This is a genomic window from Vibrio sp. B1REV9, from assembly GCF_905175395.2.
In the GTDB taxonomy this organism is placed as follows: domain Bacteria; phylum Pseudomonadota; class Gammaproteobacteria; order Enterobacterales; family Vibrionaceae; genus Vibrio; species Vibrio alfacsensis.
In genome coordinates this window covers 740829-753667 of the sequence record NZ_HG992745.1, presented here as the reverse complement: position 1 = coordinate 753667, position 12839 = coordinate 740829, and the positions used below count along the sequence as shown (strand labels likewise).

Sequence of the window (12839 nt, the reverse complement as noted above, 5' to 3'; positions counted from 1 at the left end):
ACGTTATACTGTAGCAGTCCTTTAAGTGACTATAAAGCCAGTCAAAACTGCCCCTTCTCTTTTTTCAAGTCTAGACCAATCTACTTGCTGCATTCGAATCGCGATCAACAAGTTACCATCCTGGTCATACTCCTCACGTTGAATACACTTCATTTGGAAGAATGTACTACGGAATCGTCCTTGATACTGTGGAGGAATTCGCAACTGATGCTCAACCATTTGAGAAGCCAACCGCTCGGTCAGCGCATCAAATAGGAGATCAATACCGATTCCATCCATGGCGGAAATCCAAACTGCACGAGGCACGCCTTCTTCGTCGCGCTCAATGCGTGGTTTCTGCTCATCTAGATTGTCAATCTTATTCATGACGACGAGACTTGGCACTTCATGTGCGTCGATCTCTTCTAATACTTCATGAACAGCTTGAATATTCTCACGAAAACGTTCATCACTGGCATCAACAACATGTAACAAAATGTCAGCTTCTTGCGTCTCTTGTAGGGTCGCTTTAAAAGCTGCCACCAAGTCATGTGGCAAATGTCGAATAAAACCAACGGTATCTGCGAGAATTGCAGGGCCTACATCTGCTAACTCTATTTTACGTAAAGTAGGATCAAGAGTAGCAAATAGCTGATCAGCTGCGTACACACCCGCTTCAGTTATACGGTTGAAGAGTGTCGACTTACCCGCGTTGGTGTAGCCTACGAGAGAAACCGTTGGAATTTCTGCTCGATTTCGGGCACGGCGTCCCTGTTCACGTTGCTTCGCTACTTTTTCTAAACGACGAAGTATCGATTTAATTCTCTCACGCAATAGTCGACGGTCGGTTTCCAGCTGAGTTTCACCTGGACCACGTAAACCAATACCGCCTTTCTGCCTTTCAAGGTGTGTCCAACCGCGAATCAAACGAGTAGAAATGTGACGAAGTTGAGCCAACTCTACTTGTAGCTTACCTTCGTGCGTTCGAGCTCGTTGAGCAAAGATATCGAGAATAAGACCAGTGCGGTCGAGAACTCGACATTGGCACAGTGCTTCGAGGTTACGTTCTTGGGCAGGAGAGAGGGAGTGATTAAAAATCACAATTTCAGCACCCGTTAATTGCACCGTCGATGCAATTTCTTGTGCTTTACCCTCTCCGACATAGTATTTCGGGTGTGGGGATTGACGGCTACCAGTCACAACTTGCAGCGCATCAACCCCTGCGGAGGAAACTAGCATTTCAAATTCAGCCAGATCTTCCCATTCACCTTCTTGCGTGAAGTTGATATGAACAAGTACGGCTCGCTCACCGGATTCATAACGGTCAAACAAGCAATCAACTCCTTATTGTAGAAATACTAAATGAAGAATTAATCTTCAGATTTTTCTTGTGGACGATCACCTTGAGGACGATCACCACTATGGTGGCTCACTGGGCGAGCCGGAACAACTGTAGAGATTGCGTGCTTGTACACCATTTGGTTTACAGTGTTTTTCAATAGGATCACGAACTGATCAAATGATTCGATCTGACCTTGAAGTTTAATACCGTTCACAAGGTAGATAGATACCGGGATACGCTCACGACGTAGCGCATTTAGGAATGGGTCTTGTAGAGATTGCCCCTTAGCCATTTTTATTTTCCTTATTTAATTTGTAGTTGTAATTATTTAGCTAGCGGTGCAATGCAAAAGGTACTGCTTTTTTTGCATCTGAGCTAAACGAGTCAAAAAGCACTCTAAGTAATTAGCAGCATAGTATAAAAACCGCCAACAACCGATCCTTTGAGAGTGCGTTCACGCCAAAACGATCACATTATACACAGCAATCTCAATCAGATGCTATTGCTTCTGACATGGTTGCCAATGCTTGTTCAATGTTATCGCTATCCAACCAAGTTAAATCATTCCAGCTGCGTAACCAGGTGATTTGTCGCTTGGCCAATTGACGAGTTGCGCATACGCCACGAAATATCGCTTCGTCACGTGTACACTCTCCGTCTAAATACTCCCACATCTGTCTGTAACCAACACAACGAATAGATGGCAGATCCGGATGAAGATCTTTCCTCGCGTGAAGCGTTTTCATTTCATCTTCAAATCCAGAAGACATCATTTTTTCGAAGCGAAGTTCAATTCGACGGTGAAGTTCTGCCCTATCCTTGGGAGCAATTGCGAACTGTTTCACTCTAAACGGAAGGCTATCACCTTTAGTTTGAGTCAGTTCAGTAAGAGTTTGACCTGAAATACGAAAAACTTCCAATGCTCGAGACAAACGCTGAGGATCATTAGGATGAATTCTCGCAGCCGATACAGGATCAATCCCCTTAAGCTCATCGTGCAACACTGACCAACCTTTAGTCAATGCTTCTTGTTCAATTTGCTGACGAATTTCAGGATTTGCAGCAGGAAGAGGAGATAACCCCTCTAGCAGCGCTTTGTAATACAACATAGTTCCACCAACAAGTAGCGGAATTTTCCCCTCAGAAACAATATCATTCATTGCCTTAAGCGCATCACGACGAAAATCTGCAGCAGAATAAGATTCGCTCGGATCTAAGATATCGATAAGACGATGTGGCGCAAGGCTAAGTTCGCGTTCATCGGGTTTTGCTGTTCCAATATCCATACCTTTATAGATCAAGGCGGAATCTACACTGATGATCTCAACGGGATACTTTTGGCGTAGACGAATGGCTAGCTCTGTTTTACCTGATGCTGTTGGCCCCATTAAAAAGAGTGCCAACGGTAGTTTGTCTGTCATGATTTCAATTTGGCAATTGTGGCAGAGAAATCAACAGCAGAGACAAATTTAAGGTCTTCTAGTGGTAATTGACCATGTCTTAGCTGTTCAAGTTCCGCAATAATTTGAATGGCTTCGGAGAGAGTATAGTGGCTCTTAACCGTAGTGACCTGCATAGCAAGCCAATTTATCAGCTCTGATAACATCGAAGCGTCTGCGCTCTCTCCTCTCACACGCGTTTGCGCGTAAGATAGCAGATCTGGAATCAAAATTTGTAGGTTTTGTTGACGCAGTGGCGAGGGCACCCCCATCACCATCAAGGCTTTGTCATTGCGCGCCTTCAGCTGAATACCCAACTGGGCAAAATCTTGCTGATAATCCTGAGCAAACTGAATCAGTTCTGGCTCCAGTTTTACTGACAGCGGCACTAAGAGAGGTTGAGCTTTTAAAGCCTCATCTCTTGGTGTTAGCTGACCTTTCGTCCGATAAAACTCAGCTCTTGGCAGTGCAACCAAAGCCACACCGCTATCACTGCTCATCAAGACAAACTGTTCGTCCACCACCGCCAGCGCTTTACTTAGTGCCGTAACAGGCGGTAAAGCAACTTCTACCGATGTTCTTACTGGCGCTTTTGAGGCCTCTGTTTGAGGATCAAAATCAGGCGTTTGCAACAGTTCATGATAAGCACGCACTTCTTGTTTACTTGGTGCAGGCTCGGCATGACGTTGTTCTTTACTTGAAGTTGGTTTAGGTGTTGGTTTTGACTCGATCCAATCAGTTCGCTTGAACGAATCCGTCGTCCGGACTTCTCGCACTGAAGACTCACTGGTTGCACGATCGCGCGGCTTCGCTTCATAGTCCGATCGCCCCGGATAGGCTGGTGTGTTATCAATCGCTTGATACACTCGCTCAGGTACAGGTGAACCAATTTGCTCCGGTGTACTTATTGACTCCGGTGAACTTATTGGCTCCAGTGAACTTATTGGCTCCAGTGAACTTGCTGTTTCAGGAGCAGGCGTCATCGCCTCAAATGGTTTTACTGTCTCGGCAGGATCTGCATGATAGAACGCCGATTTGTTCACGTGCGGTTTATCAATCACTGAGCTTTGAACAAGCGCATCCGCTAGAGCTTGATAAATAAAGTCATGCACTAATCGCGCTTGATGGAAACGCACTTCATGTTTAGCGGGGTGCACATTGACATCGACTTGATGTGGATCGAGTTCAATAAACAGCACGTACGCAGCAAATTGATCGGATTTTAAGCTCATCTCGTAGCTTTGTCGGATAGCGTGATTAATGAGCTTGTCACGCATCATACGTCCGTTCACATAACAGTACTGCAAGTCACTTTGTTGTCTTGCGCCCTCTGGTGTTGTGATCCAACCGTGAAGTTTTAGGCCTTGATGCTCTAGCTCAATGCGTAACATATGGCGTACGAAGCCATTACCACACACCGCGGCTATGCGCTTTTCGGTTTGAAGCTGATTTTTTGCCGCTCGATATTGACGGACCATTTTCCCGTTATGGCGGACATTAATGGTCACATCAAAACGACTTAACGCGATGCGTTTCAATAACTCATCAATGTGAGCAAATTCCGTTTTCTCTGTACGCAAAAACTTACGTCGCGCAGGCGTATTGAAAAATAAATCTAAAACTTCAACCGAAGTTCCAATCGGATGCGCCGTCGGCTGCAATGTTACTTTCATGTCACGCCCTTCAGAATAGGCACTCCATGCTTGCTCTTGTGTTGCGGGGCGAGAGGTAATGGTCAAGCGAGACACAGAGCTAATACTGGCTAACGCTTCACCGCGAAAACCTAAACTCATGATGGCTTCTAAATCATCCAAAGTGTGTATTTTAGAAGTCGCATGGCGGCTGAGCGCGAGACCTAACTCATCTTTCACAATCCCTTTACCGTTATCACGCACGCGGATCAGCTTAGCGCCGCCTTTCTCGATATCAATATCGATACGTGTAGCGCCAGAATCGAGACTGTTTTCTACCAATTCTTTCACGACAGAGGCGGGTCTTTCGACGACCTCCCCTGCCGCAATTTGGTTTGCCAATCGTGCTGGCAAAATCTTAATGGTCATGATGAGTTAAGCGCTCACTTACTTATTAGGAATAATCAGTACTTGTCCAACGGCAAGTTCATCAGAACGTAAGTTATTTGCCTTACGGATACTCGATACACTGACGCCATATTTTGCTGCAATCTTACCTAAATATTCTCCGCGAGCTACTTTGTGCTTACGAATCGGCTTATCTTTCACTGCCACCGTAATTTTAAGCTTTTGCCCGACCCAAAGCGTGTCTGACTTCAGATTATTTTGGCGGCGGATATCGGCTATTTTCACTTTGTAGTGGCTAGCAATCTTACCGAGGAACTCACCGGATTTAACCGTGTGTGTGATCGTCTCCGTTTCAACCGTATTGGGTTTATTCGGAATAGAAACCGAAACCGCACCAGAACCAGGGATTTTCAGTTTCTGGCCAACGGCTAAACTGCTTGATTTAAGCTTGTTCTCACTCATGATTGCCTTGGTTGACGTACCATATTTTTGAGCAATAACTGAGAGCGATTCACCGCGTTTCACGGTATGAACCGCTGGCTTGGCCGACGATGAGAACACGGTTCCCTCTGGTGGATTATCTTTTAAATATTTCACCACCGCTTTGGAGATCGCTCGTGCCAATTTGTCTTGGTGTGAACGCTGGAACAACAACTTTTCTTCAGTCGGGTTTGAAATAAAACCGGTTTCAACCAACACCGATGGGATCTGCGGTGAACGCAATACTGCGAGACTGGTGTTGATGGGCTTCGAGTTATGTAAACGCGCAACCTTGCCCATTTCACCTAGAATCTCAGTAGCAAGCTTATAGCCCTCTTTTTGTGAGTGACTAAATTGCAAATCCAGTAACGTTTGGTTTACGTTCCGATCACTGGAATTACTGACAAATGCGGTGCCTGAACCACCTAATAGCTCAGACTGCTTCTCATGGTTTTCTACCCAACGAGATATCTCTGTATTTGCTCGGCGAGTATTAAGAACAAATACCGAACCACCACGCGGCTGAGGAGAAGTGAATGCATCCGCATGGATCGATATCAACAAATGCGCGTCATTTTCGCGAGCGATTGCCACTCGACGATTGAGGTTTACGAAATAATCCCCTTTACGTGTCATTTTTGTCTTAATACCCGGAACCGCATTAAGTTGAGCGGCAATCTTATGAGAAATACTCAGTACCGCATCTTTTTCATACTTACGTCGTGATGGACCTATTGAGCCAGGGTCTTCGCCTCCGTGACCCGGATCAATGACAATCAAAATCTCTTGCGCACGCTGAACCGTACTCATGTCTTTGCTTGGCGTTGATGGCGTACTCGGCTTGGCCTTTGCTGGCGCCGTTGATGTTGTTTTACCGTGTGGCAAATCAATGACCAAACGATGACCATACTGGCCACCAGGCGTTGGCTTCAATTTAAAGACTTCAGCTTTCACACTTTTCTTTAACTCAAATACCAAACGATACGTATTTTTATCTGGCGGAGAGCTCTTGCGAACAAGCTTTAATACTGGACTATCCGTTACCGTCACAGGCAACTTAGCTTTCATCACGGTGTTATTAATATCCACCACTAGCCGATCTGGCCCAGAGAGAGAAAAATAGGAATAGTCCGCTTCCGAGCTCAAATCGATGACGACACGCGTTTCATCTGGAGACGGCCAAACTCGGAAACTTTTAACGACGTTAGCAAATGCTAAATTGGGGATGATAAGGAGAAAAGTGGCGACTAACGCCGCCACTGCTCTAAATTTAGAAAGACTCAACATAGCTCCAATCGACTGAGTAACTGTACACCATATTCATTATTCGCCGTTAATTCGGCAACACGCTGCTCGCCTTGGTAGCGAATGTCCACATCTAAATCAGGTTGTGGCAGCAATCCATGCCCTTTTTCAGGCCATTCGACTAAACAAATTGCATCATCCGTAAAGTAATCTCGAATACCCATAAATTCCAATTCTTCAGGATCGGCAAGTCGGTAAAGATCAAAATGGTAAACTTGCCATTTATCTAACTGGTAAGGCTCAACCAGAGTATAGGTTGGGCTTTTTACGTTTCCTTGATGACCAAGAGCACGGACAAAACCACGACTGAATGTTGTTTTACCTGCGCCTAAATCGCCATGCAGGTAAATGGTGGTCTGTTGAGAACAAAGCTGAGCTAATGCGGTGCCCAGAGCTACCGTTTCATGCTCATCTTTAAGATTAAATTGTTTCGTGCTCATTAATGTTTCTCTAACTGATGATCGTTGACTATATAAAAATCAAAAGAACAGGAATAGTAAACTGTGTTGGTTTTGAGAGACAAGCTTTCAAATGTCATATGTGCGAAAAAAGTAGCCAAAATGATGGAAGCTAATCCTATGATCTTGTTAAGTACGTTAACGGTCTCGACCATAACACTTTCAGTTTTTATTCGCTGGGTTCAAAACCTATTCCGAGACTTTCTGGTAGCACCGACTCCTAAGATCCGTTAAGATCCGCCCCCCTTTTATCTTGGTGGTAAAACATGAACTACGAACAACTCGCACAACAAATCAAAATTTGGGGTAAAGAGCTCGGCTTTCAGAAAGTTGGTATCTGCGATGTTGATCTTAGTGAACATGAGGCCGCTCTGCAAAAATGGTTGGACGCTGGTTATCACGGCTCAATGGACTGGATGGCTCGCCATGGCATGATGCGCGCGAGACCCAGTGAGCTTTTACCAGGAACCGTACGCGTCATCAGCGTACGCATGGACTATTTGCCACCGGAAGCAAAGTTTGCCTCTAATTTAGCGAACAAAAACCACGCTTACATTAGTCGTTATGCACTAGGACGTGATTACCACAAGCTCGTAAGAAAACAATTAAACAAACTTGGGCAACTTATCGAACAAGAAGTTGATCAATTGGGCTATCGCCCCTTTGTCGATTCTGCACCAATTCTCGAACGTCCATTAGCCCAAAAGGCTGGGCTGGGTTGGACGGGCAAGCACTCCCTCATCTTAGATGAAGACTGTGGTTCATGGTTTTTCCTTGGTGAGTTACTTATCGACTTACCATTGCCCATCGACGAAGCAAGTATTGACCAATGTGGAAAATGTCGAGCATGTATCACGTCTTGTCCAACTCAAGCCATTGTGGATGACAACGTTGTCGATGCTCGACGCTGCATTTCTTATCTCACCATCGAGTTTGATGGTGTGATCCCAGAAGAGTTCCGAAAACCTATGGGGAATCGCATTTATGGTTGTGATGATTGTCAGTTGGTTTGCCCTTGGAATCGTCATGCTGAGATCACCGAACAAGAAGACTTCCACCGCAGAGATAGCTTTATCGATCCCGATCTCGTCACGATGTTCCTATGGGATGAGCCACATTTTCTAAAACAAATGGAAGGCTCTGCGATCAGACGAATCGGACACCTACAATGGCTACGTAATATTGCCATTGCACTTGGCAATTCTGAATATAGTCTGCGTGTGGTGGAAGCGCTAGAAACGCGCCAAGGTGAAAACCCAATGCTAGACGAACATATTGAATGGGCATTAGCTCAACAATTTAATCAAACGCCATTAGAAAGTACGGGGTCAATTGAAACCAAGCAGAAACGATTAATTCGAATTGTTGAAAAAGGACTTCCTAGAGACGCTTAAGACCTAGCGTATATGCATGCAATTGAAAACAACAATTACATGCTCAATTCATGATGCTGTTCTCAATTCTGAAATGTGGAAAAACAAAAAGCACCCAGAACAAAATGGGGTATAAAAAAAAGTTAAACACAACTTCGGGAAATGACTAGGATCAAAAAAATGCAAGTTAATGATCCTAATTTAACGTATTCGATCCCTACCTCTGGCGGCATTTTCGTTTATAAACAACAACTTATAAACCAAATATCTACCCTTATTATCTGCAAAAATAATAAAGATCTTTCTTTTCTTCTTTTAAAAACCTAGCTAAAAACACTTTATCAACCAACTTATCCACAGAACGATGTATGTGGATAACTCTGTGAATTGAATAGGTTAAACTCAACCAAACACCAAGTCATTGATTATTGAACGAGCTCTTGCACTGTTTAATACACAGACAAAATCGCCCAACATCTGATGATGTTGATTAAAAGCTTATTTTTGGGATTGATGCTTCTCAGCATTATGAAAAGAGCGAAATGAGTGGGATGTAGAAACCAGGAATAAGTCTGAGTTTCATATCCAAAGATGGCTTAAATACGATAAAACTAAGTAGCTATCTTAAAGATTGGTTGCGGGGGCCGGATTTGAACCGACGACCTTCGGGTTATGAGCCCGACGAGCTACCAAGCTGCTCCACCCCGCGTCCGTATTGTATCACCGTTAAGTACGATGTGAATTTTGTTTTCGCATAAGAGAAAGTAGGACTACATACATTCTCTAAGAAAATTGGTTGCGGGAGCTGGATTTGAACCAACGACCTTCGGGTTATGAGCCCGACGAGCTACCAAGCTGCTCCATCCCGCGTCCGTATTTCACCGTTAAGTACGATGATAACTTGTACTTTCTGCTTAAAGAAACTGGAGCGACACACGAGGTTCGAACTCGTGACCTCAACCTTGGCAAGGTTGCGCTCTACCAACTGAGCTAGTGTCGCATCATAAACTGCCTGAGCGTTATGCTAAATAACATTCAAACTGTTTTGAATTTGTTTGGTTGCGGGGGCGGATTTGAACCGACGACGCTTCGGGTTATGAGCCCGACGAGCTACCAAGCTGCTCCACCCCGCGTCCGTATATTATTGTAAAACTGGCTGAAAAACAAAATCTACGCAAAAGCGTATCATTTATCAGGTGAGAATTACAATGCACTGTTAAGCACAATGAAAGCTATAAAGTTGGAGCGACACACGAGGTTCGAACTCGTGACCTCAACCTTGGCAAGGTTGCGCTCTACCAACTGAGCTAGTGTCGCAAAATCACTGTTAAGCACAATGAGGGCTATAAAGTTGGAGCGACACACGAGGTTCGAACTCGTGACCTCAACCTTGGCAAGGTTGCGCTCTACCAACTGAGCTAGTGTCGCAATATCACTGTTAAGTACAATGAAAACTATCTTGTCCACTTAAAGAAAGTGGAGCGACACACGAGGTTCGAACTCGTGACCTCAACCTTGGCAAGGTTGCGCTCTACCAACTGAGCTAGTGTCGCAATGTCACTGTTAAGTACAATGAAAACTATTTTATCCACCTGAAAAAGTGGAGCGACACACGAGGTTCGAACTCGTGACCTCAACCTTGGCAAGGTTGCGCTCTACCAACTGAGCTAGTGTCGCATCATAAACTGCCTGAGTGTTATACTAAATAACATTCAAACTGTTTTGAATTTGGTTGCGGGAGCTGGATTTGAACCAACGACCTTCGGGTTATGAGCCCGACGAGCTACCAAGCTGCTCCATCCCGCGTCCGTATTTCACCGTTAAGTACGATGATAACTTATACTTTCTAATTAAAGAAAGTGGAGCGACACACGAGGTTCGAACTCGTGACCTCAACCTTGGCAAGGTTGCGCTCTACCAACTGAGCTAGTGTCGCATCATAAACTGCCTGAGCGTTATGCTAAATAACATTCAAACTGTCTTGAATTTGGTTGCGGGGGCCGGATTTGAACCGACGACCTTCGGGTTATGAGCCCGACGAGCTACCAAGCTGCTCCACCCCGCGTCCGTATTTCACCGTTAAGTACGATGATAACTTATACTTTCTAATTAAAGAAAGTGGAGCGACACACGAGGTTCGAACTCGTGACCTCAACCTTGGCAAGGTTGCGCTCTACCAACTGAGCTAGTGTCGCATCGTAAACTGCCTGAGCGTTATGCTAAATAACATTCAAACTGTCTTAAATTTGGTTGCGGGAGCTGGATTTGAACCAACGACCTTCGGGTTATGAGCCCGACGAGCTACCAAGCTGCTCCATCCCGCGTCCATGATCACCATTTTAAGCATGATGATAACTTATACTTTCTAATTAAAGAAAGTGGAGCGACACACGAGGTTCGAACTCGTGACCTCAACCTTGGCAAGGTTGCGCTCTACCAACTGAGCTAGTGTCGCATCAACAACGTTTCCGCTGTTCAGGGCTGCGAATTATAAGAGCATTTTTTTGTGATGCAAGTCCTTCGTTCAAAAAATCTTTAAATTTTTACTGATCGATGAAAAAGCAAGCAAAAGGTTCATTTATTACAACAATTTGGATCACAGCCTTAACAGTTAGATCGTAAAGATCGTTTCACGATAGTACTTAAGCTCTGCAATTGACTCTCGAATATCATCCAGTGCCAAATGCGTGCCTTGTTTAGAAAAACCATCGAGGACTTCTGGTTTCCAACGGCGTGTCAGTTCTTTTAGCGTGCTCACGTCTAGATAGCGGTAATGAAAGTACTCTTCAAGCTCTGGCATGTGTTTATAAAGAAAACGGCGGTCTTGACCAATACTGTTACCACAGATCGGAGATACACCTTTAGGCACCCATTTTTCCAGAAATTCGATGGTTTTCACTACTGCATCTTGTTCTGTAATGTCACTATTGCGTACACGTTCAACCAAGCCGCTTGCTGTATGGGTATTCGTGCACCAATCATCCATCTTAGCCAATTCATCTTCAGGCTGATGTACTGCTAGCACTGGGCCTTCTGCCAAAATGTTTAGCTCGCTATCAGTGACGATAGAGGCGATTTCAATGATTTTGTGCGTCTCAGGATCAAGTCCTGTCATCTCTAAATCAACCCAAATTAAATTTTGATCGCTAAAGGACATGGTTACGCTGCCTATTTGTTTATCGATAAAAGAGGTACTATACCTGAAAATACTTGAAACACGATACTCACAAACCTGAGTCGAGATCGAACTCAATCGTTTGATTGACCCCATATTAAGTACAACATTGTGGCAAAAAAGAAAAAGTTAACCAAAGGTCAAGTGCGTCGCGTACGCAGCAACCAACAAAAGCGTCTTAAGAAACAAGAAGATTCCGTTCAATGGGATGAAAGTATGCTTGGCGCAAGCAAACAGGGATTGGTCATCACTCGCTTTGGTCAGCACGCTGATATCGAAGATTTAGAAACGGGTGAAATACAACGCTGTAACCTTCGTCGCGGCATCGAGTCACTGGTTTCTGGTGATCGCGTGCTTTGGCGAGAGGGGCTAGAGTCCATGGCAGGGATCTCCGGCGTTGTTGAAGCGGTGGAGCCTCGTTCATCGATGCTCACTCGCCCAGACTATTACGATGGTCTAAAACCGGTTGCTGCCAACATCAATCAGATGGTGATCGTCTCTTCAGTGCTACCAGAGCTTTCTCTTAATATCATTGACCGGTACTTAGTTGCTTCAGAAACGCTCAGCATTGCGCCATTGCTCGTCTTGAACAAGGTTGACCTGTTAGAAGAAAAAGACCGCGCAACGTATGAACAATGGCTGACTGAATATCAGCGCATCGGCTATAAAGTTCTGTTTGTTAGTAAAAAAACAGGGGAAGGTATTGCTGAGCTTGAGGTGCAACTAAGAGATCGTATCAATATCTTTGTTGGGCAATCCGGTGTCGGAAAATCTAGCCTTGTCAATGCGCTGATGCCAGAACTAGAACAAGAAGTGGAAGAAGGTGAAGTATCCGAAAACTCCGGATTAGGGCAACATACGACCACTGCGGCACGTCTTTACCATATCCCAACCGGTGGCGACCTTATTGATTCACCGGGAGTACGTGAGTTTGGACTTTGGCATTTAGAGGCGGAAGAAGTCACCAAAGCTTTCGTAGAATTCCGCCCTTACCTTGGTGGCTGTAAGTTCCGTGACTGCAAACACAACGATGACCCTGGCTGCATTCTGCGTGAAGCGGTTGAGAAAGGTGACATCAATGAAACGCGCTTTGAAAACTACCATCGCATTCTAGAAAGCATGGGAGAAAACAAAGCAAACCGTCAGTACTCACGCAGCAAAAAGGCAGACTTGTAACTGAGTAGAGTCTGCGATTGTGTAAGAAAACATCACCTAATACTGACAAGCAGATTAAATTTCAGTAACATCA

9 protein-coding genes and 14 tRNA genes are annotated in these 12839 nt (G+C 44.8%); 2 read left to right on the top strand and 21 right to left on the bottom strand.

Annotation, left to right across the window (positions count from 1 at the left end):
* Positions 1-21: 21 nt before the first annotated feature.
* The 6 genes from hflX to tsaE form a co-directional block, all read right to left on the bottom strand.
* Positions 22-1311: a ribosome rescue GTPase HflX gene (gene hflX / locus KHN78_RS09020; RefSeq protein ID WP_211915828.1), complete on the bottom strand. Its 1290-nt coding sequence runs from the start codon at positions 1309-1311 to the stop codon at positions 22-24.
* A 38-nt stretch (positions 1312-1349) separates the two neighbouring features.
* The gene (gene hfq, locus KHN78_RS09015) at positions 1350-1613 is read right to left on the bottom strand and encodes an RNA chaperone Hfq (protein WP_005438329.1); all 264 of its coding nucleotides are present in this window, start codon (positions 1611-1613) and stop codon (positions 1350-1352) included.
* A gap of 196 nt (positions 1614-1809) precedes the next feature.
* Positions 1810-2742 (bottom strand): tRNA (adenosine(37)-N6)-dimethylallyltransferase MiaA, encoded by a 933-nt coding sequence (gene miaA, locus KHN78_RS09010; RefSeq protein ID WP_211915827.1) that lies wholly within the window; start codon positions 2740-2742, stop codon positions 1810-1812.
* The gene (gene mutL, locus KHN78_RS09005) at positions 2739-4820 is read right to left on the bottom strand and encodes a DNA mismatch repair endonuclease MutL (protein WP_211915826.1); all 2082 of its coding nucleotides are present in this window, start codon (positions 4818-4820) and stop codon (positions 2739-2741) included. Before mutL ends, miaA begins: the two co-directional genes overlap by 4 nt.
* Positions 4821-4838: 18 nt before the next feature.
* The gene (locus KHN78_RS09000; RefSeq protein ID WP_211915825.1) at positions 4839-6566 is read right to left on the bottom strand and encodes a LysM peptidoglycan-binding domain-containing protein; all 1728 of its coding nucleotides are present in this window, start codon (positions 6564-6566) and stop codon (positions 4839-4841) included.
* On the bottom strand, positions 6560-7024 hold the full coding sequence (tsaE, locus tag KHN78_RS08995; RefSeq protein ID WP_128809964.1) for a tRNA (adenosine(37)-N6)-threonylcarbamoyltransferase complex ATPase subunit type 1 TsaE: 465 nt from the start codon (positions 7022-7024) through the stop codon (positions 6560-6562). Before tsaE ends, KHN78_RS09000 begins: the two co-directional genes overlap by 7 nt.
* Positions 7025-7308: 284 nt before the next feature.
* Between tsaE and queG the strand changes: the two genes are divergently transcribed.
* Positions 7309-8436: a tRNA epoxyqueuosine(34) reductase QueG gene (queG, locus tag KHN78_RS08990; protein WP_211915824.1), complete on the top strand. Its 1128-nt coding sequence runs from the start codon at positions 7309-7311 to the stop codon at positions 8434-8436.
* 611 nt (positions 8437-9047) lie between these two features.
* Here queG and KHN78_RS08985 read toward each other — a convergent pair.
* From KHN78_RS08985 to orn, 15 genes are all read right to left on the bottom strand, one after another.
* Positions 9048-9124: transfer RNA gene (locus tag KHN78_RS08985), tRNA-Met, on the bottom strand.
* An 84-nt stretch (positions 9125-9208) separates the two neighbouring features.
* A tRNA-Met gene (locus tag KHN78_RS08980) sits at positions 9209-9285 on the bottom strand.
* Between the two features lie 54 nt (positions 9286-9339).
* A tRNA-Gly gene (locus tag KHN78_RS08975) sits at positions 9340-9415 on the bottom strand.
* Positions 9416-9471: 56 nt separating this feature from the next.
* Positions 9472-9548, bottom strand: a tRNA-Met gene (locus KHN78_RS08970).
* Between the two features lie 108 nt (positions 9549-9656).
* Positions 9657-9732, bottom strand: a tRNA-Gly gene (locus KHN78_RS08965).
* Positions 9733-9767: 35 nt separating this feature from the next.
* A tRNA-Gly gene (locus tag KHN78_RS08960) sits at positions 9768-9843 on the bottom strand.
* A 49-nt stretch (positions 9844-9892) separates the two neighbouring features.
* Positions 9893-9968 (bottom strand) — tRNA-Gly (locus KHN78_RS08955).
* A gap of 48 nt (positions 9969-10016) precedes the next feature.
* A tRNA-Gly gene (locus tag KHN78_RS08950) sits at positions 10017-10092 on the bottom strand.
* Between the two features lie 52 nt (positions 10093-10144).
* Positions 10145-10221 (bottom strand) — tRNA-Met (locus tag KHN78_RS08945).
* 54 nt (positions 10222-10275) lie between these two features.
* A tRNA-Gly gene (locus tag KHN78_RS08940) sits at positions 10276-10351 on the bottom strand.
* Between the two features lie 52 nt (positions 10352-10403).
* Positions 10404-10480 (bottom strand) — tRNA-Met (locus tag KHN78_RS08935).
* 54 nt (positions 10481-10534) lie between these two features.
* Positions 10535-10610: transfer RNA gene (locus KHN78_RS08930), tRNA-Gly, on the bottom strand.
* A gap of 52 nt (positions 10611-10662) precedes the next feature.
* Positions 10663-10739, bottom strand: a tRNA-Met gene (locus KHN78_RS08925).
* A 55-nt stretch (positions 10740-10794) separates the two neighbouring features.
* Positions 10795-10870 (bottom strand) — tRNA-Gly (locus tag KHN78_RS08920).
* A gap of 156 nt (positions 10871-11026) precedes the next feature.
* Complete coding sequence (gene orn, locus KHN78_RS08915; protein WP_211915823.1) at positions 11027-11572, bottom strand: oligoribonuclease; 546 nt, start codon at positions 11570-11572, stop codon at positions 11027-11029.
* A gap of 129 nt (positions 11573-11701) precedes the next feature.
* Between orn and rsgA the strand changes: the two genes are divergently transcribed.
* Positions 11702-12766 carry a small ribosomal subunit biogenesis GTPase RsgA gene (gene rsgA, locus KHN78_RS08910; RefSeq protein ID WP_211915822.1) on the top strand — a complete coding sequence of 355 codons (1065 nt, stop codon included), beginning with the start codon at positions 11702-11704 and terminating at the stop codon, positions 12764-12766.
* Positions 12767-12839 lie beyond the last annotated feature (73 nt).